23 protein-coding genes are annotated in these 22,739 nt (G+C 68.7%); 9 read left to right on the top strand and 14 right to left on the bottom strand.

All coding sequences use genetic code 11. The features are described 5' to 3' along the window. The first annotated feature begins 217 nt into the window (after window positions 1–217). Window positions 218–1,720 (top strand): amidase, encoded by a 1,503-nt coding sequence (locus HMPREF9336_RS00990; protein WP_007472202.1) that lies wholly within the window; start codon window positions 218–220, stop codon window positions 1,718–1,720. Here the strand turns inward: HMPREF9336_RS00990 and HMPREF9336_RS00985 are convergent. The 4 genes from HMPREF9336_RS00985 to HMPREF9336_RS00970 are packed head-to-tail and all read right to left on the bottom strand — an operon-like array spanning window position 1,710 to window position 5,147. Then, window positions 1,710–2,360: a GNAT family N-acetyltransferase gene (locus HMPREF9336_RS00985; protein ID WP_021029875.1), complete on the bottom strand. Its 651-nt coding sequence runs from the start codon at window positions 2,358–2,360 to the stop codon at window positions 1,710–1,712. The genes HMPREF9336_RS00990 and HMPREF9336_RS00985 overlap by 11 nt on opposite strands. Continuing rightward, a complete protein-coding gene (locus tag HMPREF9336_RS00980) occupies window positions 2,357–2,851 on the bottom strand; it encodes a TIGR04338 family metallohydrolase (RefSeq protein WP_007472206.1) in 495 nt (164 codons plus the stop codon). The genes HMPREF9336_RS00985 and HMPREF9336_RS00980 overlap by 4 nt, the downstream gene beginning before the upstream one ends. Continuing rightward, on the bottom strand, window positions 2,848–3,618 hold the full coding sequence (locus HMPREF9336_RS00975) for a DUF2786 domain-containing protein (RefSeq protein WP_007472209.1): 771 nt from the start codon (window positions 3,616–3,618) through the stop codon (window positions 2,848–2,850). Before HMPREF9336_RS00975 ends, HMPREF9336_RS00980 begins: the two co-directional genes overlap by 4 nt. 47 nt (window positions 3,619–3,665) lie before the next feature. Then, window positions 3,666–5,147, bottom strand: a complete 1,482-nt coding sequence (locus tag HMPREF9336_RS00970) for a M1 family metallopeptidase (RefSeq protein ID WP_084206591.1) — start codon at window positions 5,145–5,147, stop codon at window positions 3,666–3,668. A 217-nt stretch (window positions 5,148–5,364) separates the two neighbouring features. Here HMPREF9336_RS00970 and HMPREF9336_RS00965 point away from each other — a divergent pair, with 217 nt between their 5' ends. Further along, the gene (locus HMPREF9336_RS00965; protein ID WP_007472213.1) at window positions 5,365–5,883 is read left to right on the top strand and encodes a SixA phosphatase family protein; all 519 of its coding nucleotides are present in this window, start codon (window positions 5,365–5,367) and stop codon (window positions 5,881–5,883) included. Here HMPREF9336_RS00965 and HMPREF9336_RS00960 read toward each other — a convergent pair. Both HMPREF9336_RS00960 and HMPREF9336_RS00955 read right to left on the bottom strand, forming a co-directional pair. After that, window positions 5,846–7,231, bottom strand: coding sequence for an amino acid permease (locus HMPREF9336_RS00960; RefSeq protein WP_021029874.1), 1,386 nt, complete (start codon window positions 7,229–7,231; stop codon window positions 5,846–5,848). The two genes, HMPREF9336_RS00965 and HMPREF9336_RS00960, sit on opposite strands and share 38 nt — an antisense overlap. 64 nt (window positions 7,232–7,295) lie before the next feature. Further along, entirely contained in the window at window positions 7,296–8,321 is a 1,026-nt protein-coding gene (locus tag HMPREF9336_RS00955; RefSeq protein WP_007472217.1) for an AurF N-oxygenase family protein, read from the bottom strand. A gap of 158 nt (window positions 8,322–8,479) precedes the next feature. Between HMPREF9336_RS00955 and HMPREF9336_RS18835 the strand changes: the two genes are divergently transcribed. Beyond that, window positions 8,480–9,319, top strand: a complete 840-nt coding sequence (locus HMPREF9336_RS18835; RefSeq protein WP_007472219.1) for a nitroreductase/quinone reductase family protein — start codon at window positions 8,480–8,482, stop codon at window positions 9,317–9,319. Window positions 9,320–9,347: 28 nt separating this feature from the next. Here the strand turns inward: HMPREF9336_RS18835 and HMPREF9336_RS00945 are convergent, their stop codons facing one another. Further along, window positions 9,348–10,184 carry a hypothetical protein gene (locus HMPREF9336_RS00945; protein WP_021029873.1) on the bottom strand — a complete coding sequence of 279 codons (837 nt, stop codon included), beginning with the start codon at window positions 10,182–10,184 and terminating at the stop codon, window positions 9,348–9,350. 165 nt (window positions 10,185–10,349) lie between these two features. Beyond that, window positions 10,350–11,510: an acyl-CoA dehydrogenase family protein gene (locus HMPREF9336_RS00940; RefSeq protein WP_007472223.1), complete on the bottom strand. Its 1,161-nt coding sequence runs from the start codon at window positions 11,508–11,510 to the stop codon at window positions 10,350–10,352. Between the two features lie 35 nt (window positions 11,511–11,545). Between HMPREF9336_RS00940 and upp the strand changes: the two genes are divergently transcribed. Then, a complete protein-coding gene (gene upp, locus HMPREF9336_RS00935; RefSeq protein ID WP_007472224.1) occupies window positions 11,546–12,169 on the top strand; it encodes a uracil phosphoribosyltransferase in 624 nt (207 codons plus the stop codon). A gap of 212 nt (window positions 12,170–12,381) precedes the next feature. On the opposite strand, the gene HMPREF9336_RS00930 is transcribed toward upp, so the two are convergent. Continuing rightward, a complete protein-coding gene (locus HMPREF9336_RS00930; RefSeq protein WP_007472227.1) occupies window positions 12,382–12,948 on the bottom strand; it encodes a TetR/AcrR family transcriptional regulator in 567 nt (188 codons plus the stop codon). Between the two features lie 137 nt (window positions 12,949–13,085). On the opposite strand from HMPREF9336_RS00930, the gene HMPREF9336_RS00925 reads away from it, so the two are divergent. Both HMPREF9336_RS00925 and HMPREF9336_RS00920 read left to right on the top strand, forming a co-directional pair. After that, on the top strand, window positions 13,086–14,480 hold the full coding sequence (locus HMPREF9336_RS00925; protein ID WP_007472228.1) for a purine-cytosine permease family protein: 1,395 nt from the start codon (window positions 13,086–13,088) through the stop codon (window positions 14,478–14,480). Next, complete coding sequence (locus HMPREF9336_RS00920) at window positions 14,477–14,923, top strand: nucleoside deaminase (protein WP_007472229.1); 447 nt, start codon at window positions 14,477–14,479, stop codon at window positions 14,921–14,923. The genes HMPREF9336_RS00925 and HMPREF9336_RS00920 overlap by 4 nt, the downstream gene beginning before the upstream one ends. Window positions 14,924–14,956: 33 nt before the next feature. Here the strand turns inward: HMPREF9336_RS00920 and HMPREF9336_RS17310 are convergent, their stop codons facing one another. Continuing rightward, complete coding sequence (locus HMPREF9336_RS17310; protein ID WP_051357097.1) at window positions 14,957–15,622, bottom strand: hypothetical protein; 666 nt, start codon at window positions 15,620–15,622, stop codon at window positions 14,957–14,959. Between the two features lie 736 nt (window positions 15,623–16,358). Between HMPREF9336_RS17310 and HMPREF9336_RS17305 the strand changes: the two genes are divergently transcribed. Together HMPREF9336_RS17305 and HMPREF9336_RS00910 are read left to right on the top strand one after the other, a co-directional pair. Then, window positions 16,359–16,568 (top strand): hypothetical protein, encoded by a 210-nt coding sequence (locus HMPREF9336_RS17305; RefSeq protein ID WP_051357095.1) that lies wholly within the window; start codon window positions 16,359–16,361, stop codon window positions 16,566–16,568. Between the two features lie 340 nt (window positions 16,569–16,908). After that, window positions 16,909–18,177: an NADH:flavin oxidoreductase/NADH oxidase family protein gene (locus tag HMPREF9336_RS00910; RefSeq protein ID WP_007472232.1), complete on the top strand. Its 1,269-nt coding sequence runs from the start codon at window positions 16,909–16,911 to the stop codon at window positions 18,175–18,177. A 6-nt stretch (window positions 18,178–18,183) separates the two neighbouring features. On the opposite strand, the gene purE is transcribed toward HMPREF9336_RS00910, so the two are convergent. Continuing rightward, on the bottom strand, window positions 18,184–18,705 hold the full coding sequence (purE, locus tag HMPREF9336_RS00905) for a 5-(carboxyamino)imidazole ribonucleotide mutase (protein ID WP_007472234.1): 522 nt from the start codon (window positions 18,703–18,705) through the stop codon (window positions 18,184–18,186). A gap of 110 nt (window positions 18,706–18,815) precedes the next feature. After that, on the bottom strand, window positions 18,816–19,985 hold the full coding sequence (locus HMPREF9336_RS00900; RefSeq protein ID WP_007472235.1) for a 5-(carboxyamino)imidazole ribonucleotide synthase: 1,170 nt from the start codon (window positions 19,983–19,985) through the stop codon (window positions 18,816–18,818). Between the two features lie 32 nt (window positions 19,986–20,017). Here HMPREF9336_RS00900 and HMPREF9336_RS00895 point away from each other — a divergent pair, with 32 nt between their 5' ends. Beyond that, window positions 20,018–20,581, top strand: a complete 564-nt coding sequence (locus HMPREF9336_RS00895) for a GtrA family protein (RefSeq protein ID WP_007472236.1) — start codon at window positions 20,018–20,020, stop codon at window positions 20,579–20,581. Here the strand turns inward: HMPREF9336_RS00895 and HMPREF9336_RS00890 are convergent. Then, entirely contained in the window at window positions 20,578–21,963 is a 1,386-nt protein-coding gene (locus HMPREF9336_RS00890; protein ID WP_007472238.1) for a mycothione reductase, read from the bottom strand. The genes HMPREF9336_RS00895 and HMPREF9336_RS00890 overlap by 4 nt on opposite strands. A gap of 18 nt (window positions 21,964–21,981) precedes the next feature. Next, window positions 21,982–22,734, bottom strand: coding sequence for a PH domain-containing protein (locus tag HMPREF9336_RS00885; protein WP_007472239.1), 753 nt, complete (start codon window positions 22,732–22,734; stop codon window positions 21,982–21,984). Window positions 22,735–22,739: the final 5 nt, after the last annotated feature.

The following is a 22,739-nucleotide window of genomic DNA, read 5'->3' as shown; positions in this document are numbered from 1 at the left end:
AGCGCAGGTCAAAGCGTTTGTCATCAAAGCTCATCCTAACTAAGGGTAGCCTTTTCTGAAATAAGTCAGACCTTATTTTGGGTAGCCTTATCGGAGAAAGAGCGGCCATTTCCTTGGCTTTTCCCGCAAAATCGGGGAGGAACCGAGAAAGCCGACGAATATAAATCCATTAGAGTTGACGAATACCGCAAGGAAGACACGAAAACCGGGAGCGACGATGACCCTCACCGACCCCCTCGCCTGCCAGCGCGTCCACGCCTTCGGCGACGACGCGCTCGGCGACCACGACGGCGTGGCGCTCGCAGGCTTGTTCCGGAGCGGCAAAGTCAGCGCCCGCGAGCTCGCCGAAGCCGCAATCGCCCGCCTGGAGAAGGCGAACCCCGAGCTCAACGGCATTGTCCTCGCCACAGCGGACCGGCTCCTCGCCGACGCGGACCGGGCCGACCGGGAGCTGCGCTCCCCCAGCACGAACATCCCGCTGCCGTATTTCGCGGGCGTCCCCGGCCTGGTCAAGGACAACAGCGATGTGGCGGGCCTGCCCACAAGGCACGGCAGCTACGCCACGCCGGCCGGGCCCGCGAAGGCGGACGACAAGAACGTCCAGCAATACCTTGGGCAGGGGTTCGGGCTGCTCGGCAAAACCACGCTTCCCGAATTCGGACTGCACGGCACCACCGAGCGCAGGCCGGACCCGGACACCGGCCAGCCCACCGCGCCGACTCGCAACCCGTGGAACCTTGCCCGGATCGCGGGCGGCTCCTCAGGCGGGGCTGCCGCGCTGACCTCGGCGGGAGTGGTTCCGATCGCGCATGCGAACGACGGCGGCGGCTCGATCCGCATCCCCGCCGCCTGCTGCGGACTCGTCGGGCTCAAGCCGACCCGTGGGCGCATGCAGCTTTCGCGGTTCCACGCGCAAGCCCCGATCAAAGTGGTGGCGGACGGGGTGGTCACCCGGTCTGTCCGCGACACCGCGCGCTATTTCGCCGAGGCCGAGCGTTGGACGCCGAGCAAAGACCGCTCCCGCAACCTGCCCCTGATCGGTCTCGTCGAAGGCCCTGGGGCCGTCACATTGCGAATCGGCGTGTGCTACGACTCTTTGCCCGGAATCCCGTCCGCCGATGCGCAGGCCAAAGCGGCGGTCGAGCAGACAGCTGAGCTGCTCGCCGCGCTCGGCCACCAGGTCGAGGAGACGGTGTTGCCGGTCGGCGAATGGTTCCACGACAGCTTTTTGGCGTACTGGCAATTCCTCGCGTGGTCGATGGCCGTGCTCGCCCCCCGGATGTACGGATACGCGGCGGACCGGTACGACGACCTCCTCTACGGGCTCGCCGGGAGCTTCCAGCGGGACAAGCGCAAACAGACGCTCGCCTGCCTGCGGCTCGGGGCGCTCGCGGGAGCCCACCGCCTTCCGGCGCGGGGCGCGTGGCGCATGCATGACGTGCTGCTCACCCCGGTGCTCAACGCCGTCCCGCCCGAGATCGGCTGGCTCTCGCCCACTGTGCCCTACGAAACCCTCATCGAACGGCTCATCTCGCTCGTCGCTTTCACTCCGCTGGCCAATGTCGAGGGGAACCCAGCGGTGTCGCTTCCTTGCGGGCTCTCGCTGGAAGGCGTGCCGACGAGCGTGATGCTCTCCGCGCCCTACGGGCAGGAGCGACGGCTCCTCGAACTCGCGTACGCGGTCGAGGAGGCCCGCCCGTTCCCGAAGATCACGGCCTGACGCCCGCCGCCACTTCGCTCGGCCACTGATCGGGCAACGGATCCTCGTCCGAGACGCGCAGTTCGCCCGAACCAAGGCTCGCGGCCCACACATCCACGTCCCGTCCCCGCCAATCGTCGAAGACCTCGACCCCGTCGAAGCGGAATCCGAGGCGACGGGCGACGCGGGCGGAGGGGACATTGCCGACGAGCGCCCGCCAGCGGATGCCGCGCACATGCAGCTTCTCGAAGCCGAAACCGCAGACGAGCCGGGCCGCCTCGGTCATAATCCCGCGCGAGCGGGCCCGCGCGGAGAGCCAGTAGCCCAATTCCGCGTGGTCGAAGACGAAACCACCGTCGCGTCCGTGCCTGGGCTCGACCGGGGGCAGGTACGTGCCGCAGCCGTTCAAGCCGACCATGCCAACGGCCTCGCCCGCCAGGCTGAGACGAACCGCCCAGCTCGCGGCGGTGCCCCGAGCCCATTCCGGTTCGACTGTCTCGGTGATGAAATGGCGCGCGTCGGCCTCGGCGAAAGGGATGGGGATCGCCGAGGTCATCTCGGCCAGGCCCGGCTCCTGGCAGCATCGGGCGATTGCCGGGACGTCGGCAACGGTCGGGGCGGAAAGCCACACACCGTCGCCGGCCAACACGGCCTGCCTCATCCTGCCTCTTCCCTCGCGAACGACACGCGCAGCAGATGCGCGGCTTCTACCCCCATGACCATACCGGCCAGCTCCGCGTATGTCTCCTGGAATTCCGCGCCGTGCGCGCCGCCTTCGCCCGCGTCGATGTGGTGCGCGAGCTCATGCAGGACCACCAGCTCGCGCATCGCCCATCGGCCGTCCGGCACCGCGATCACCCCGGCTCCGCCGACCCGCTCGTAATGGGCGGCGCGGTCGCCCTTGCGCCTGCGCACCGCGACCGTCCCGCCCCGCAGGGGCCACCGAGCCCGGACCGACGGCAGCGCGAGCACCTGGTCGACGTACCGCTGCAACGACTCGATAGAGGCGAACTTCGCCTCCGGGGGAAGGGTCAGCCTCGCCCCGAAAAACGTCACCTCGCGCGAGCCGCCTCGCTCGGCGTTGTCGAAAACCGCGTGGACGAGCTGCTGCGCGGCGTAGACGCGGGCGCGCCCGCTGTCCCGGCCCGTCACCTGCCGAGGGCGCGGCGGGAGCCCGCGAACGCGGACTGCGCCCCGATCCGCGCGTTCGCCCCGGCCTTATCCCCCGCGCGCTGCGAACGCGCGCACCAAGCGTTGCCCGAGCTCACCGCCCGCCAGCTGCCTCGCGCTTTCGAGGTCTTCCGGTAGAAATCCACGAGTTCGAGCTCCTTGCCGCGCAGCACGAGCTCGGTGGAGCCCGCCTCGCGCCGGCTCCGGCCCCGCTCGTCTTGGCGAGCCTGCCGCTCCGCCTCCGCGCGGGCCTCCATCAGGCGGGCCCCGATCCGCCCGGCGAAGGCGAGCTGGAAATTGAGCCGCGCGGTGATCTTCGGGGTCGGATGGTGCGCGCCGGAGGCCAAATACGCCTCGCAGGACTTCGCCATCTGCACCACCAGGCTCGCGTACAGCGCCTCGGTCGCGTCGACGTCCTCGGCGAAGCCGTACACGAGCACATAGGTGGAGTCGTGCGAGACATCGCATTTCACCTGGTTCGCCAGTCCGATGTTGCTGAACAGCGCCACGTAGGTGCGAAGCCCCCTCGCTCCGCGCTCGCCTATCGACACCGTCCGCTGCACTGGCGAGGCGCGTTTGGCCTTATCCGAGCTGTGCGCGCGGGCGAGGGCGAGGTCGATGGAGGCGGCTGTCGCAAGACGTTGCGCGGCGGCGAGGAACGCCTCCGCCTCGTGCGCGTTGTCCGTGCCCTCGGCCTGGCGCAGCAAAGCCGCCACTTTGGCGAGACTGCGGTCGTCGGTGCTCGTCATGACACCAGCCTAAAGAACTCCGCCGACAAAATCCGCCTCTCGGAACATCACTGCGCCAGGGAGCCGGGGAACAAATACTCGTCAGCCGGGCGGTCGCCGCTGTGGAACCAGGCATGGAAGAACGCGCCGAGGTCTTTTCTCGTCGCCTGCTGCACGTACTGCTCGAATTCTGTCCAGGACGCGTTGCCGAAGCTGTGCCGCACCGGCCAACCGCGCAGGATCTCGCCGAACGCTTTGTCCCCGATGAGCCTGCGCAAGGCGTGCAGGGCGAGCTGCCCCTTGTCGTAGACGCCCTGCCCGTTCATGACGTCGCCCGCGTCGCACTCCTCTTTGCCGTCGCACATGTCCGTGAGCAGATGGCCCCAATAATCCTCGTCGTCCCACCGCTCTCGCACCCGGTCCCGGTACTTCTGATCGAGGTCCTGGCCCTCTTTCGCCTCCTCCCACATCCACTGCAGGTACGAGGCGAAGCATTCGTTCAAGCAGATGTCCCGCCATTGGCGCACCGAGACCGAGTCGCCGTACCACTCGTGGGCGTTCTCGTGGACGATCACGCTGATCTCCCCGTCGACGTCCTTCCAGTTCGAGACGTACGTCGGCCGGGTCTGCGTCTCCAACGCCCCGCCGAAATTCTGATTCCCCGGACCTGGGTCGATGAAGATCCCGCCCGCCCCGGAATGCGGATACGGCCCGAGCTTCTCCTGGAGGAACGCCATGACCTCCGGGTACCGGTCCGCTGCCGCGCGGACGTAGTCCGGCTGGTCCGGGTTGAGCGCGACCACAACGGGCTGTCCGGCGGGCAGGGCGTAGCGGCGCACGTCGAAATGGTCCACCGCGAGCGGCACGAGGTACATCGCCACCGGGTTCGGCTCGTCCCACACCGAGGTGGTCCAGCCGTCCTTGGTCACGGCGGGGGTTTCCTTCCCGCCGCCGAGCCCGATCCAGCCTTCGGGCACCGTGAGGGTCAGTTTGAACGAGGCCTTGTTGCCGGGGGTGTTGTTCGACGGGAACCAGTACTCGGCCCCGCCCGGTTCGCCGAACTTCGCGACCCCGCCGCTGGTGGTCCGCACCCAGCCCGGCAGCTCCGGCCTTCCCAGCGCGTCCGCTTGCTCCTGCTCGTTGAAGGAATACGCCACCGTCGCGGTGAACGGCTTGCCGCTCGGCAGCGGGCGGTCCGGGGTGACCACCAGCTCGGTCTCCTCCGCGTGCGCCGCCGCCGCGGGTTTCCCGTTCACCTGCGTCCGCACCGGGCCGAGGTCGGCGAAGTCGAGGTTGAAGGAGCTGAGATCCTTGGTCGCGACCGCGGTGATCGTCATCGTCCCGTCCACCTGTTTCGACTCGGGGTCGACCCGCAGCGCCAAGTCATAGTGGGCGACCCGGTAGCCGCCGTTGCCGTCCTGCGGGAAGTACGGATCGCCCGCCGAGTCCGAGCCTGGCTCAGGGGCGGCGGAGGCCGAGGCGGCCCCGAAGACAAGAACGAGGGCGCAAGACAGCAAGAGGCAGCGCCCTCTCAGGGTGCGGATTGGCATACAAGCAGCCTAACGGGAGCGGGGGAGAAGTTCCTGAGGACGACGGCGCAGGAACGACACTGCGCCCGTGACCTCGCGGAAAACCCTTATCCTGCTTCGCCACGGCACAGCGCCAGCCTGGGCACTCCGGTCCATCCCGCAACCGACGCTCCCGAGACTCCCTCACCGCGACCTGCGCGCCCGAGGATTTGCCCGAGCCACCGCCTAAACTCAGAGCGTGACCTCGCGGAAAACCCTTATCCTGCTTCGCCACGGCAAATCGGGCTACCCGCCGGGGGTCGCGGACCACGAGCGCCCGCTCGCCGAGCGGGGTTGGCGGGAGGCGGGGCTCGCGGGCGAATGGCTGCGCGCTGAAGGACTCACGGTCGATCAGGTGCTCTGCTCCACCGCCCGCCGCACCCGAGAGACCCTCCAGGCCGCGGCGGTCGAAGCCCCGGCGCAATTCCAACGCGGCCTCTACGGCGCGAGCGACGTGGAGATCGTCGGATTCTTGACCGAGCTTCCCGAGACGGTCGCGACCGCCCTTGTGGTCGGCCATCATCCCGGCATGCCGGAAACCGCCGAGGCGCTGCACGAGCTCACCGGCAAACCCCCGAGCCCCGCCCTCGACGCGTTGCTGGTCAAGTATCCGACCAGCGCGCTCACCCGCATCGAGATAGCGGGCAGCTGGGCGGAATTGGCGATATCGGGCGGCGAAGTCACGGGGTTCCACGTCCCGCGCGAGCGAGCGATCTGAACCCCAGCGCCACAGCCAGCACCCATGCCGCGCCGACCGCGAGCACCAGGCGGCCTCCGCCGCTGAACCCCTGCTCGAACAGCACGGAGCCGAGGACGAGCCCGGCGAAGGCGGTCGACGCCGGGGCGAGCGGCAGCCGGAAGCCCGTCTGCGCCGCCCGGCCATCGGCCACCGCGCGCCGGTACCCCGCGTGCGAAGCCAGAATCAGGCCCCACACGATGATGAGCCCGACCGTCGCGAGGGAGATCAGCGCCACCCACGCCGTCTGCGCCGCCCACACGTTCGCGCCGACTCCGGCCGCCATGACCAGCGCTGAGGCCGCCAACGCGCGGGCGGGCACCGCCCGAGGGGAGAGCGCGCCGAGCCAGCCCGGCCCTTCCCTCCGCAGAGCGATAGCCCGCAGCAGCCGCGCGGTCGAGTACATGCTGGAGTTGCACGAGCTCGCCGCCGCCGTGAGCACGACGAAGTTCACGACTCCCGCCGCGAACGGCACGCCCGCCTGCGCGAACACCGCGACGAACGGGCTCTGCCCCGGCTGGTACGAACGCCAACCCCGCAAGCAGAGCAGCACGGCGAGCGCGCCGAGGTAGAACAGGGCGATCCGCAGCGGGATGCTGGTCACCGCTTTGCGCAGGGTGCGTTTGGGATCCTGCGCCTCGCCAGCTGTCAGCCCCACCTGCTCCACTCCTGCGTACGCGAACAACGCGAGCGGCAACGCCGTGAGCACCACGAACGCCCCGTTCGGGAAGAACCCGCCGTCCCGCCAGAGGTTGGCGACGCTCGCGCTCGGAACCGAAACCGGACCGGGGAGGGGCAAGAGCGCCCAGACCCCGAACACCACCAACGCGAGGATGGTCGCCGCTTTCATCCCCGCGAACCAGAACTCCGTCTCCCCGTACACCCGTGCCGAGGCGAGATTGACCACGCCGAGCGCCACGAGGAACGCGAGCGCGGTGGCCCACACCGGAACCCAAGGCCACCAGAACCGCAGGTATTCCCCCGCCGCCGTCACCTCGGCCGCGCAGCTCACGCACACCGTCACCCAGTAGGTCCAGCCGCTCAAGAAGCCCGCGAACGGGCCGAGGAACTCCCTCGGGTACTCGTACAGGCTGCCCGAAGTCGGCCGGTGGTCCAAGAGCTCGCCGAGCGCGCGGCTGATCACGAAAATCGCCAGGCCAGCGACGGCGAACACGAGCAGCAACGCCGGCCCCGCGCTCTGGATGCCCGCGCCGGTGCCGTAGAACAGGCCCGTGCCGATCGCGCCGCCGACCGCCATCATCCGGATCATCCGGACCGAGAGCCCACGCCGATACCCCTCCTCAGGAGTGTGGGTCTCGGGCTGGGGCATGGTCCGATCAGCGTAACCGGTGGGCGCGCGGCGCACTCGGCGGAACAGGGGCCCTCGGAAGCGGTTACGCTGCGGCGCGCACGCGCTTCTCGTCCCGCATCTGCGCCTTCACGTCGTCGGGCAGCGCACGGGACAGCCGCCAAACGAGCCGGACGAGCGAGCCTTCGATCAAGCCTGTGCTGTAGCAGTAGCGGGCGATCGGGCCGTACAGGCTTTTGACGACCTCGCCGTACCGTTTGCCGAAGAAGAGCCCCATGACGCCCCGGACCGGATGAATGCCGGCCGCGCGGTACATGCCCGTGTTGAGCACGCCCAGCACGGGGAGGACGAGCGTGCTGTTCGCAATCGTCATGCGGGTCAGGAACCGGGTGAGCGGGCCGGACTCCCGCATGCCCCGCGCTATCTCCTCCTTGGCGAACGCCATATGCCGGGACTCCTCGATCACATGGATTCGCATGGCGAAGCGGATGTGCGGCTGGACGTCGGGATCGCCCACCAACGAGCGCTGCACCTGGTCGAACGTCTCTTCCGACATCAAGGCGGCCGCGTAGAGCATGGGGCCGGGGACGATGAGCGAAGCCCCGGACGGCACGATGGTCAAGAGCGCTTTCGGCAGAAACGATCTGACCGGCCTCACCGCGCCCTCGTTCATCTTCTCCACGATGCGGGCGAACATGGTGGAGTGCCGGGCCTCCTCGCCGATCTCCGTCAGCAGGTATCTGGCCCTGTTGTCAACGATCTTGGTGTGCATCAGGTCGCGGTACAGAGCCACCCCGAGGGCGGCCTCGAAGAGGATGCCTGTGATCATCAAGCTCCCCGACTCGTGCCGGATGACCTCGTGCCGCTGCTCCGGAGTCAGCCGTTCCCAGAGCTTGGTGCCCGTGAAAAAGGAGAATTTCCGGGAGCCCCACCATTTGCCCTCCTGCGCGGGCATGTCCCAGTCGACGTCGATCTCCGGGTCGTAGTACCGGTCGGCGGAAGCCTGCAACCGCCGCTCCGCGGCCAACTCGGGGTTGACCACAGCTCGCTTCTCAAGGCCGGCCGCTCCTCGGGGAATCGTCGCGCTCAGCTCCTGCGATCCGTTGCTCATTGCTTTTCTCCTCTTCGACATGGGCAATGCCACTCGTTCATTGACTTGTGTTGTATCGCATATGCTATATGTGATACACACGGTACCACGAATATGGCATAGCGCATAGAGCCCGTCGGATTTCCTTGCGCTCGCCGCAAGCACCCCGAGGAGAGACCATGCAACTAGAGACCACCCCCGCCGACCGGCACGAGCGCTCGGACTACCTCGGGCCTGCCGTCTTGGTCACGAACAACCGGCAGTTCCCCGTCGAAGTCGAGCTTCGCGGATTCTTCCAGCCGATCGACGGCAGCTATCGCTGGCACGGCTGGGTCCGCGCGGACGAGGCCTCGTCCGCCGCGATCGGTCCGAACAAGCAGCTGTGCTCGGTCCGCACCGAGCACGGCGAATCCGCCGCGAAACTCGACGAGGCGGACCCCTGGGGGCGGCGCCGACTGCTCGGCACGGGCGCGCCGCCGTTCCCCGTCGTCACCTCGCTCGAAGACGCGGACCTCGCCGCTCAGGCCAGCCTCGCCGCTCTCGGAAAAACAGAAACACACCCATCCCGACTGTCTCGAGGAAAAACCATGCCGTTCGACGCCTACTTCAAACTCGCAAACCACGGGCATCGCGTCCTGCTGAAACTGACCGGAGGCCTGATCGGCAGATCCATCATCGGCGTGCCGATCGTCGAACTCACCACCACGGGCCGCAAGTCCGGGCAATCCCACACCGTGCTGCTCAATTCACCGGTCCAAAACGGCAAAAACTGGCTGGTCGTCGCCTCCAAGGGCGGGTCCTCCACGCATCCGGCCTGGTACCTGAACCTGACCGCCAACCCCAACGTGCTGATCAACCGGCCAGGCAAAACGCCGCAGAAGGCCAAGGCGACCGTGGTCAACGGCGAGGAGCGCGAGCGGCTGTGGCCGCGAGTCGTCAAAAATTTCCGCCAATACGGCTCGTACGCGAAAAGGACATCCCGCGAAATCCCGCTGGTCTGGATCGAGCCGATCGGCTAGACCCGGCCTAGCGCCGAGAACCCCGCCGCTAGAGATTCGCCAGTTTGTCCACGGTCTTCACGTAGACCTGCCACGCGTCGGGGTCATCGGCGGAGTTCGACGGGAAAATTGCCAGCACCACCAAGCCCCGCACTTTGGCCATGACGATTTTTCCCTTATCGGAACTCGTCCCGACCTCGAGTCCGACAGCGCCAGGCACCCCCGATGGCGGCCGCCATTCGCTGAGTTCGATTTGCTTCGTCGTCGACCCGTTCGTCGCGGTGTAGTGGCCGCATTTGCGCGCCCACGCTTGGATCTTCTCTGGATCTGAGCCATCCGAAAGGAGGCTGACCCCAATGCCGAAGCTTTCAGCGCCCTTTTCATAATCCGCGCCGACGATGACTTTCGGGGCGGTGCCGTTGAAGCTCATCGGAGGCGTGCATTCCGGCGGGGAGAACGTCGTGCCGCTGCTGCTGTCAGTCGTCTCTTGCGACGTTGGGATTTCCGCCTTCCCTGTCCATCCCGACGGCAGGTCGGCTCCGGTCGGGAGCACCTTGAGCAGTTTGTCCGGGGAGGCGTCAGCGAGCGAGGGCTTCTCGCGCCCGAAGCCCGAATCGCGACCGCCCCTGCTGCCGCCGAGCGCGAGGACTAGCGTCACCACGACGGCGATCACCACAACGAGCCCGCCCGCTCCACCGAGGATCCACGGCAACGGCGACTTCTTCCTCGGCTGCGGGCCGTATGGGCCGGGGAACTGCTGCCCCGGCTGCCCATATCCATACGGCCCCGGCTGCGGCGGCGGGCCATAGGGGCCAGACGGGGGGACGTACGGTCCCGGCTGGCCTTGCGGAGGGCCATAGGGCCCTGGCTGCTGCGGATACGTCACTGGATCCCCTCCTTGTCGCGCACGTCGGAATGCCGTCAAACGCCACCCTACACCGCGTCCGTCGAGAGAGCCAGCACCTGTTCACCGCACAGATAAGGCTCCGTCCACGCCACGACACCGGGCGTCGCGCATCCCCGAACCCTCAAGCCACCCGAGAGAACCCGATCAACGCAACAACGCGCGAGAGATCACCAACCGCTGGATCTGGTTCGTGCCCTCGTAGATTTGGGTGATCTTCGCGTCGCGCATCATCCGCTCCAGCGGGAAGTCGCGGGTGTAGCCCGCGCCGCCGAGGACCTGGACCGCGTTCGTCGTCACTTCCATGGCCACGTCCGAGGCGAAGCATTTCGCCGCAGAGGACAACGCCGTCGAGCCCGCTCCGCCGCGCTCGGCCCGCTCCGCCGAGGCGTACACCATGAGCCGGGCCGCCTGGATCTTCATCTCCATGTCGGCGAGCATGAACGAAACGCCCTGGAAGTCCGTGGTCGGGCGGCCGAACTGCTGACGCTCCTTCGCGTACGCGGCGGCCGCGTCCAGTGCGCCCTGCGCGATGCCGACGGCCTGCGCGCCGATGGTCGGACGGGTGTGGTCGAGGCTCTGCAGCGCCGTCTTGAACCCGGTGCCCGGCTCGCCGATGATGCGGTCGCCGGGGATACGGCAGTGGTCGAAGAGCAGTTCGACGGTGGGGCTGCCCTTGATGCCCATCTTCTTCTCTTTGTTGCCGATCGAGAAACCCTCGTCGTCGCGGTGCACGATGAACGCGGAGATGCCGTGCGCGCCCTTGTCCGGGTCGGTGACGGCCATGACCGTGTACCAGGTGGACTCGCTGCCGTTGGAGATCCAGCATTTCTCGCCGTCGATCACCCAGCCGTCCCCGTCGCGGCGCGCCTTCGTGCGCATCGAGGCCGCGTCCGAGCCGGCCCCGCGCTCGGAGAGGCCGTAGGAGGCGAGCGCCTCGCCCGACGCGATGGCGGGCAGCACTTTCTGCTTGAGCTCCTCGGAGCCGTTGAGGATCAGGCCCATCGTGCCGAGCTTGTTCACGGCGGGGATGAGGCTGGAGGAGGCGCAGACGCGCGCGACTTCCTCGACGACGACACAACAGGACACCGCGTCGGCGCCTTCGCCGCCGTACTGCTCGGGGATGTGCGGGGCGCCGAAGCCGTTCTTGGCGAGCGCCTCGCGGGCCTCGATCGGGAACCGCTCACGCTCGTCCACATCGGTGGCGTAGGGCTGGATCTCACGTTCGGCGAGGGCGCGCACCGCCGCGCGCAGCTCCTCTTGCTCGTCGCTGAGCGCGAAACGAGCCGGTTCTGTATGCGTAGACATGCTAGTTACTGTACCAATGCCGTACCGTGTGCCGTATGGATCTCGTCGTGGTGGACCACCCGCTCGCTCTGACGCGCCTGACCACGCTGCGCGACGAGCGCACCGGCAACGCCGCATTCCGCGCCGCGCTGCGCGATCTGACCCTCATGCTGGTCTACGAGGCGACCAGGGCGCTCGGCAGCACTCGGCTGTCCGTGCGCACTCCGCTGGTCGAGACCACTGGGTTCCGGCTCGCCGCGTCCCCTCTGCTCGTCCCGGTGCTGCGCGCCGGGCTCGGCATGGTCGACCAGGCGCATTCGTTGATCCCCGAGGCGCAGGTCGGCTTCGTCGGCATCGCGCGGGACGAGAGCACCGCGCAGCCGGTGCCGTACTTCGCCTCCCTTCCGGAGGACCTCAGCGGGCGCCCCGTCCTCGTGCTCGACCCGATGCTCGCGACCGGCGGCTCCATGGCGCACACCCTCGAGCTGCTGCGCTCGCGGGGGGCTGACGACCTCACAGCGGTCTGCGTGGTCTGCGCCCCGCAGGGCGTGGCCGCGCTCGAAGCCATGGACATCCCTCTTCGCCTGGTCACCACCGCCGTGGACGACGGGCTCAACGAGGCGAGCTACATCGTTCCTGGGCTCGGCGACGCGGGGGATCGGCAGTTCGGCGCCCGCTAGCGCAGCCGGACGAACCCGCACTGTGGCGCCCGCTAGCGTAGCCGGACGAACCGGCACTGTGGCGCCCGCTAGCGTAACCGGACGAACCGGCACTGTGGCGCCCGCTAGCGTAACCGGACGAACCGGCACTGTGGCGCCTGCTAGCGTAGCCGGACGGGCCAGCACTGTGGCGCCCGCTAGCGCAGCCGGACGAACCGGCACCGCAGCGCGCGTTAAGCGATGATCTGCTGGAGTTCCTCGACCACGTCGTCAAGCGGATCGAGGCTGCGCGCCGCCCGGCAGAGCAGCACGACCCCGGTGAACGCCGACACCACCAGGCGGGCCTTGCGCTCGGCCTGAGAGCGCTCATGCCCATCCCGGACCAGCAGCTCGACCATGGCGCCCTCCCACACGTTGAAATGCTCGGCGACCGGCTGACGCAGCTCGGGGTCTGAGGCAAAACCGTCGACCGTGGCGGCGACGAACGGGCAGCCCGCCTGGAAATCGCCGTCCACAAGGATTTTCTTCCAAAACTTCGCCACCAACGCGATAGCCTCGCTGCTATTGGTCACCGAGTCCAGCCCCGCGCGGACCCATGCGTTCAGGCTCTCGCTCGCGCTGTCGATCGCCTCGCGGACGATCTGCGCCCGGCCCTCAGGGAAGTGGTAATACACCGACCCTCGGGGAGCCTCGCTGCGCGACACGATCGCGTCGACGGTCACTCCAGCCACTCCCCGTTCGCGGATCAGATCCACAGCCCCTCGCAGCATCCGCTCGCGTGAGGACACCTTGCCGCTCATCGTCGTCCTTCCATTCCGCTTCGCCCAGTTCTCTTTCTTTTACAAACGCCCAGCGATGAGACTCTATTCCATACCACATAGCTTCTCCAATCGGAAGGCGCCGCGCGAAGATTCACCAAGGCTGGCACAGTGTTCCCATGACAGAAACTTCCGCAGCGTACGGCGATCGCGTGCTCGCGATCGAGCCCGGCGGGGCACAGCGGGTGAGCGCCGAGGGCCGGCACGGCAGGCCCGCCCATTTGCTCTGGACGTGGGCTTCGCCGAACCTGGAGTTCACAACGATTTTCATCGGCGTGCTCGCGGCCTCCGCCTGGGGCCAGAACTTCTTCCAGGCCGCCACCGCCTGCGCCATCGGCAACGGCCTCGCCGCAGTGGCGCACGGCCTGCTCTCCGCGCGCGGGCCCAAGCACGGGGCCCCGCAGATGGTCCTCTCCCGGCTCGCCTTCGGACGGGCGGGCAATGCGGTGCCCGCCGTGATCATGGCGCTGAGCGCGGGGGTCGGCTGGTTCGCCGCGAACAGCACGAGCGGAGCGTTCTCCCTCGCCTCGCTCACCGGCCTGCCGGTCGCGCTCGCCCTGCTCCTCATCGTCGCCGTCCAGATCGCGTTGGCATTCGCGGGGCACAACCTAGTCCAGGCGTTCGAGCGCTGGACGTTCCCCGTGCTCTTCCTCATCTTCCTGCTCGCCTCCGTCTTCGTGCTGCGCTCAGCTGCCGTCCACATCCCGCTCGCGTCGCCGATCCCGCAGACCGGGACCGAGGCCATGGGGTTCTTCCTCACCGTCGGCGCGAGCTTCGGCTATTCCGCCGGTTGGACTCCGTACGCGGCGGACTACACCCGTTACCTGCCGCGCGAAGCCTCCCGGGTCCGGATCGGCTTGGCCTCGGGGCTCGGACTGTTCCTCTCCTGCACGGCGCTCGAAGTGGTCGGGGCGGCGAGCACGCAGTTCGTGCGGGAGACGGCGCAGAACCCGGCGCACGGCTTCACCTCCCTGCTGCCGGGGACGCTGGCCGCTGCGACGCTCGCGGCGTTCGCGCTCGGCTCGGTCGCCGCGAACGCGCTGAACCTCTATTCCGCCGCGCTCACCTTCACCGGGGTGGTCGGCGAACGCCAGCGCACCAGGGTCGTGCTCGCGATGGGTGTCGCGGGCGGCCTCGCCGGTTGGGCCGCCCTCGCCGACCCCGCCGCGAGCTACGAGTCCTTCCTGCTCTTGATCGGCTACTGGGTGGGGCCGTGGCTCGGCGTCGTGCTCATGGACGCCGCTCTGAGCGGCCTGCGCGACGACGACCGTCTGCTCTACGACCGGAGCCACCGCAATCAAGCCGGGCTCGCCGCGTTTCTGATCGCACTGCCGGTCTCCGTGCTGCTCTTCGCCAACCAACGGGTGTACGTCGGGCCCGCCCCTCGCCTTCTGCCCGCGCTCGGCGATATCGCGGCCTTTGTCGGAGCTGTGCTCGCGGCTGGAATTATGTGGGCATGGGTTTGGGCAGAGCGCCGCAGACAAGCCCCGATCCAACAGGAGGCAACCGGATGAACCCCCGAGAGATGCTCGCGACCGCTGTGGCCGAAGCCCGCGCAGGGCTCGCGGAGGGCGGCGTCCCCATTGGAGCGGCGCTGTTCACCAGGGACGGGAAGCTGCTCGGGCGGGGGCACAACCGCCGCGTGCAGTGGGACGACCCTGCGATCCACGCCGAGACCGACGCGTTCCGCGCGGCGGGGCGCCAGCGCGATTACCGCGACACGGTCATGGTCACCACGCTCTCGCCGTGTTGGTACTGCAGCGGCCTGGTCCGGCAGTTCAACATCGGAGCCGTGATCATCGGCGAGGCGAGCAACTTCCACGGCGGGCACGATTGGCTCGCCGAGCTCGGGGTCGAGGTCGCCGTGCTCGACGATCCGGACTGCACGGCGATGCTTGGCTCGTTCATCGAGGCCAACCCGGCGCTGTGGCATGAGGACATCGGCGTGGCCGACTAAGAGCGCCTCGGCCGCGTTCTTGGCGAAGCGCGGTCAGGCTCCGATGCTGGTGCCGAACGCCCCGTTGAACCCGCCGAGTCCGGCTCCGACTGCCGCGCCGACCACCGCTCCGACGAGGCCGCCCGCGCCCGCGCCGTTCCCGATGGACTGCACACCGCCGAGGAAACCGCCGATCGCGCCGCCGATGGCTCCCCCGATCGCGCCGCCGGCGATGGAGCCGAGCGTGCCGAAACCGCCGCCGCCGATCCCGAGGATGCCCAGCGTGACGTCTGCAGCGCTCCCGATGGCCGAGCCGATGGTGCGGCCGATCGAGGCCCCGGTGAACCCGAGCTGCACGCCGGACTGGATCGCGGAGCCGATGCCGAAGGCGTCGTTCACGCTCGTCGTCGAAGCAGAGACAGCGGCAGAGGCGAACGTCTGCGCTGTCGTCGTGCCGTGAACAGCGGCGCCAGCCGGAGCCGCCGCGCCAGCCGGAGCAGAGGCCCCGGCCGCGGACCCGATAGCCCCGCCGATGGTCCCGCCAACCGCGCTCGCCGCTGCCTTGGCTCCGAGCGCGCTGGTCCCGATGCCGCTGGCGGCTCCGGGTCCTGTCGAGGCGACGTGGTTCGTCGTCGCGCCCGCCTGCGGGCCGCTCGCCGTGTTGCCGGAAACCGTGGCGGCGCTCGTGCCTCCCGAGCTCGCGCCCGCCGGAGTTCCCACGCCTCCCGGCGTATGTCCGACCGCTCCCGCCGGGCCAGAAGCCGCGCCGCTCACATTCGAGCCCTTGGAGTCCGCGCCCTTGGAGCCGGTGGAGGCGGACCCACTCGCCGCTGCGCCCGCGCCGCCCGCCGCGTGCTCCGCATCGCCAACACCGCTACCAGCCCCTTTGCCGGAAGGCGCGTGAGAACCGGCGGAGCCGACACCGCCAAGAGCTGAGCCGCCCGAGCCGACGCCGCCTGCCGCGTGCTCCGCATCGCCAACACCGCTACCGGCCCCTTTGCCGGAAGACGCGTGAGAACCAGCGGAGGCGTTCGAGGCGGAGCCGTTCGCATTCGAACCGTTGGAAGAATCATGCGAGCCAACGCCGCCCGAGCCTGTGCCCTTCGCTCCAGCGGCAGCAGAACCACTGGACGAGCCTGTACCCTTCGCGCCAGCAGCAGCAGAACCACTGGACGAGCCAGAGCCGCTGGCGGACGAGCCGTTCGAAGCGGAGCCCCCCGAACTCGAACCGCCTGAGCCCCCCGAACTCGAGCCGCCCGAAGACGATCCGCCAGCGTCATGCGAGCCCGCAGAACCGGAACCGCCCGACGAAGCGCCGCCCGAGCCCGAACCACTGGAACCGGAACCGCCGGCATTCGACCCGCTGGCATGACCGCCCGAACCGCCGGAGGAAGAGCCCCCGGAGGACGATCCGCCGCTCGCATGGCCGCCGCCCGAGCCAGAACCGCCGCCATGGTTGTCGACGAGCCGGAACCCGGACGAGCCAGCGAGCGGGCCGATCCCGCCGCCGCGAGGGGCCGAGGCCTCCGTCCGCAGCGCCTGCCCGCCGCTCTCCGCGGAGAAGGCGGCCAATCCCACCGTGAACGCCGTCGCCGCCGCGAACACGCCCAGCGCGCCGCCGATGGCGCGGGGCCGCGAGGCGGCCGACGCGCCGCTGGCCGAATGATTCGACAAACCACGTTGTTCGGGCGAAGAGTGCATATCGAAGAGCTCCTGAGGCTTTTCCCGAGATCGCAGCGGGGATCCAAGCGAGGCCCGACGCGCCGCACTGGTGGGCTTCGGCGCGAGGACCAGGCACGTGCACCGACGACGCTACCGCGCGCCGGGACGGGGCACAAGCCCTAAATTGACATATCTCCGAACTCCCCACCCTTGACGCATCAGCGTATATTATCTAATATATAATATATCTCGCGACCTCCCGGGAGGCGACCACGCGGATCGACGGTCGCGCCGGTTTCGAGCGACCCCGCCCCAGTCCCATCGCATCAAGGAGCAACCAAGCCATGACCTCGTCCATTCTCGACCCGATCGCCGAGCCGCTCACGCTCCGCTGCGGGCAAACGCTGCCGAACCGGCTGATGAAGTCCGCGCTCAGCGAGGGGCTCGGCAATCTCGCCGGAGCCCCAAGCTCCCGGCTGCTCGGCCTCTACGAGCGGTGGAGCCTGGGCGGGTACGGGCTCGTCGTCACCGGCAACATCATGATCGACCGCCGCCACCGCGTCGAGCCGGGGAACGTCGTCGTCGAAGACGAGCGCCATCTCCCCGCGCTGTCCCGCTGGGCGAAGACGTTCCAGGACAACACCGACGCGCCCCTCTGGGCGCAAATCAACCACCCCGGCCGACAAGCCACGAACATGCTCAACATAGCCAAGGCGGTGGCCCCGAGCGCCGTTCGGGCGAACACGTCCAGGTTCACCGGCAAGCCGAGGGAGCTGCGCGCCGAGGAGGTCGAAAACCTCCTCGACCGCTACGCCGCCACCGCCGTCGTGCTCGAGGCTGCCGGATTTCGCGGCGTGCAGCTGCACGCCGCGCACGGCTACCTGATCACGCAATTCCTCTCCCCGCTCGCGAACCGGCGCACGGACGAATGGGGCGGGGATCCCGAACGCCGCCGCCGCTTCCTCCTCGAAGCCGTGCGCCGGGTGCGGGCGAGGGTCAGCCCCTCCTTCGCCGTGGGCGTGAAGCTCAACTCCGCCGACTTCCAACGCGGCGGATTCTCCGAAGAGGAGTCCCGCGAGGTGATCCGCGCCCTCGCCGCCGAGGCAGTGGACCTCATCGAGATCAGCGGCGGCACCTACGAGTCGCCTGCGATGATGGGCCGCCCCCAGGCCCAGAGCACCAAGGCCCGAGAAGCCTACTTCCTCGACTACGCCAAGACCGCCCGCGAGCACGCGGGACCGGTCCCGCTCGCCGTGACCGGCGGATTCCGCAGCAAGGCCGCCATGACCGACGCGGTCGCCTCCGGCGCGGTCGACATGGTCGGGCTCGGGCGACCGGCCATCACCTTCCCAGAGGCGGCGAGCATTTTGCTGAACGACAAGACAGACCGACTGCCGTCCCACGTCGTCCAAGTGGGAACGGCGCGTCCGGTCGTCGCCAAGGTGATCGACCTCAAACAAATCGACAGCGCGCTGGACCTCGGATGGCATTCCCTGCAAATCCGGCGGATCAGCAAGGGAAAAGACCCGCAGATCTCCCGCGTGTGGTGGCATGCCCTCGTCAGGGTGTTCTTCAAGTTCGATCCCGCGTCCTTCCAGCGCAGACGCGGCTGAACTGCGCTACTGCGCCCGTTCCGGCCAGCGCTGCGACACAGCCTCTTGCACCTTGGCGTCTTTCAGCGCCGTGAGATCGGCGAGGTCCGCCGCGTAATCCCTGAGCTTCGCGCGCAGCGCGCCGTCGGAGACGGCCAGGATCCGCAGCGCCAGCAAGCCCGCGTTCCGGCCCGCGCCGACGCCCACCGTGGCGACCGGGATGCCCGGCGGCATTTGCACGATGGAGAGCAGCGAGTCCAAGCCGTCGAGCCGTTCTAGCGGCACCGGAACCCCGATCACCGGCAACGGGGTCGCCGAGGCGACCATGCCCGGCAAGTGCGCGGCCCCGCCCGCCCCGGCGATGATCACTCGCAGGCCTCGGCCCTCGGCCTCTGCCGCGTACTGGAGCATGCCGACCGGGGTGCGGTGCGCCGAGACCACGCGCGCCTCGAATCCGACGCCGAACTCCGCGAGCGCCTCGGCGGCCTGCCCGAGCACCGGCCAATCCGAATCGCTGCCCATGATCACGCCGACAAGGTTCTCAGTCATACCGCCACTTTATCGGCCCGAGGGCCGCACTCGGCCCACCGCTCCGGCCTCGCCGCCCGAGAGCAGTCTTCCCCTCGGCCACGACCTGCGCGAGCTTCCCTCAAGCGTCATCATTCCGACAGTCCTTCCCCGCTCGACAACCAGCGCGCGGCTCGCTCCGCCTCCGCCCGGATCTCCTGCAAGTCCGACGAGGCTCCGACGAGGTTCACATGCCCGATCTTGCGGCCCGGCCTCGGCGCTTTGCCGTACAGGTGGACTTTCACCCTCGGGAAGCGCGCCATGAGGTGGTGCACCCGCTCATCCATGGACATCCCGCTGGCCGCGACCCCGCCGATGATGTTCGCCATGACTGTGACCTCGGCGATCGGGCTCGGGTCGCCGAGCGGATAGTCCAGCACCGCGCGAAGGTGCTGCTCGAACTGGCTGGTCGTCGACCCGTCCATGGTCCAGTGCCCGCTGTTGTGCGGGCGCATCGCCAGCTCGTTGACGAGGATCCGCCCGTCCGCCGTCTCGAAGAGCTCCACCGCCAGCACGCCGACCACGCCAAGGTCGGTCGCGAGCTGGATCGCGAGCTCCTGCGCCTGAGCGGCAAGCTCCCCTGGGAGATCCTGCGCGGGCGCGATCACGGTCACGCAGATCCCGCTCTCCTGCACCGTCTCCACCACCGGCCAGGCCGCCACCTGGCCGAGGGGGGACCGGGCCACCAGCGCCGAAAGCTCCCGCTTCGCCGCGACTTTCTCCTCCGCGAGGACGTCCTGTCCCGCCTCGAGCAACTGCGCGACGATCTCCTGCGCCTCGTCCTTGGTCTGCGGGAACCACACGCCCCGACCGTCGTAGCCGCCGCTCGCCGTCTTCAACACCAGCCCGCCGTCCGGCCACGGGCACTCGACTGGGTCCACCACCCGCCAGAAGCATGGCGCGGGGGCTCCCAGCTCTGCCAGCCGCTCGCGCATCGCCAGCTTGTCCTGCGCGAACCGGAGGGCGGCCGAGGGCGGATGCACCGCGACGTCCTCGGCCTCGAGCGCGCGCAGCACCTCCTGCGGGACCTGCTCGTGGTCGAAGGTGAGCGCGACCGCGCCCCGCACGGCCCGCCGCAAGGCTTCGAGGTCGTCGGCCTTGCCGAGCACCACGTCCGGGCTGACTTGGGCGGCGGGGTCGTCTGGGCGTTCGGCCACAATCCGCAGGCCTCGGCCCAAAGCGATCGCGGCTTGGTGCGTCATCCGGGCAAGCTGGCCGCCGCCCACCATCGCCACCAGGGGTGATTGTTCAGAGGAGATCACCCCGACAGCATAGAGAGGTAGACTGTGCCGCTATGTCCGACACCGACCACCAGTCGCACGAGCCGGCCGAAGTGATCGAGCGCGCCGTGCTGCGGCTGCTCCCCGGCCCCTTGCAGAGATTCCTCGTCCGACATCACGAGCTCATCAAATTCGCGGTCGTCGGAGCCACCACGTTCGTCTTCGACATGGCGATCTACTACGGGCTGATCTTCACCGCGCTAGACACCAAGCACACCACCGCGAAGGTCGTGTCGGGAATTTTGGCCACCGTGCTCAGCTACATCCTCAACAGCGAGTGGTCGTTCAAACACCGGGGCGGCCGCCAACGCCACCACGAGGCGCTGCTCTTCTTCGTCATCAGCGGCATCGGCGTCCTGCTCGCCGCCGCTCCGATCTGGGTGGCGCACAACCTGTGCGGCCTGGCGCAGGACAAATCGCTGCGGATCGGCGTCATCGACTTCATGCTCGCCTACGTCATCGGCAACTTCCTGCAAATGGCGTTCCGGTTCTGGGCTTTGCGCAAATTCGCCTATCCCGTCCTGTTGGACGAGCTGCCCCCGGAAGACTCCGAGGAGCCCTCCTCTCTGAAGACCTAGAGATCCAACCCGAGAAGAGCGTTCTCCACCACTTCAGAGAGCGCGGGGTGGATCCAGTATTGGCCGCGCGCCATGCTGCGCGCGTCGAGGCCGAACGAGAGCGCCTGGATCAGCGGCTGGATGAGCGTCGCGGCCTGCGGGCCGAGCAGATGCGCGCCGAGGAGGCGCCCTGTGCGGCGTTCGGCGACGAGCTTGCACAGGCCCGTCGTGTCCTCCATCCCCCAGCCGTACGCGACATCGCCGAAGTTCTGGGTCTTCACCGCGACGTCGAAGCCCTGCTCCCGAGCCTGCGCCTCGGTGAGCCCCACGGTGGCGACCTGCGGATGGGTGAACACGGCGGCGGGCACGAAGCGGTGGTCGAACGCGTCCAGCTCCAGGCTGTCCCAGCCTCGGAGCAGATTCGCCTGCACCACCCGCGCCTCATGGTTCGCGACATGCTTGAGCTGGTACGGCGAACTCACATCGCCGAACGCCCACACGTCTTCCGCCGAAGTGCGGCCATGGCGGTCCGTCACGACCCGGCCTGTCTCGTCGAGCTCAAGCCCGATGGAGCCGAGGTCCAGCCGGTCGCCGTTGGGTCGGCGGCCCGTCGCAACCAAAAGCACGTCGCCGCTGGCCCGCGTGCCATCCTGGAACACCAAGGCAATCTCGCCCCCGACCTGCTCCACCCGCTCCAGCCGCGCGCCGAGGCGCACGTCCCACTTCTGCTTGGCGACCTCGGTGAACCGCTGCGAGATCTCGTGGTCTTTGTACCGAAGCAACGCGTCGCCCCTGGCCACGACCGTGACCCGCGAACCGAGGGAGGAGAAGACGTGGGCGAACTCCGTCGCGATGTACCCGCCGCCCAGCACGAGCAGCCGTTCCGGCAGCTCTGGCAGCCGCATGACGTCCTCGTTTGTGAAGAACGGCGCGCCGCTCGCGATCACTTCCTCAGGAACGACCGGTCGCGCGCCCGCCGCGATCACGACCCGCTTGGCCAGCACTTCTTCCCCGGCCTCGGTGGCCAAACGGTATGCCCCGCCCTCGGCTTTCCCCGCAAATCGCACGGGCGAGGTGCGCACCTCGATGTTGGGGCAGTCTTCGATTCGGTAGCGCTTCCCGCCCGCCGAGATCGGGTCGATCCGCCCGAAGACCCGCCGCACGATGGCGGGCCAGTCGACGCTCTCGACTTTCGCGTGCACGCCGTACCGGTCGGACTCTCGGGCGATCTCCGCGACGTCTGCGGCGTAGACGAACATTTTCGTCGGGATGCAGCCGACGTTCAAGCACGTCCCGCCGTACACGCCGGATTCGAAGATCCCGATCCGCCAAGAGTCGAACCGCTCGTCCGGGATGGAGTTGCCGCTGCCGGAGCCGATGATCGCGAGGTCGAGTGGGGCCACGGCGCGATTCTAACCCGATTACAGGTTCAGCGTCGGAGCGTCGGGCTCGTCCCGCAGCCACGGCGGAACCGGCGGGCCATCATTCGCCTGTCGAGGCTCCGGCGCTGGCGGCGGCGCGGCAAACGCCGGGGCTGAAGACGGAGCGGGCTGCGGAGCCGCGAACGGGGACCCGAAGTTCGGCTTCGGCACGGGCGGCGGGGGCCCGAACCGAGGCCCGATCGGCTGCGCCGCCACGCGCTGTCCCTCGTGGACCTTCGCGTGCGCCTCCTGCCAGTTGCGGATCGACCCCAGCTTCACCGCGCGCAAAGCTCCCGAGGCGACGACGAGCGTCCCTGTGCCGAAGATCCGGTCCGTGACGCCCTGCCGGAAGCGGATCGTCTGCACCTTGCCGAGCGGCGCGTCCGCCCCCGTTCGGACGACGAGGCCCCGACGGGCGACGACGCGCTGGTCGGTGACGAAGTAACGCGTGGTGCGCCAACGGACGAACCCCACGGCCAAGAAGACGAGGAGGACGACTCCGCCGACGATCTCCAGCACGAGGCCGTGCAGCTGATGCGCGGCCACGCGGTCGGCGAGCTGATTCGGGCGAACATGCTCGCCTCGGGCGATCCACTTCGCATGCCGGGCGTGGTCGAAGCCCACGCCCGCGACTGCGAGCCCCGCGATCAAGCCGACCAGCACCAGCCCGGCGAAAGACTTCCAATGCTGTCTCGCCTCGACCAGCACCCGCTCGCCGGGCGTAAGCCAGCTCTCTGCCTCTTCTGCAGCCATCCCTG

Origin of the sequence: Segniliparus rugosus ATCC BAA-974 (genome assembly GCF_000185725.2) — a bacterium.
Lineage (GTDB): Bacteria > Actinomycetota > Actinomycetes > Mycobacteriales > Mycobacteriaceae > Segniliparus > Segniliparus rugosus.
This window is presented reverse-complemented; position numbering and strand designations above follow the sequence as displayed.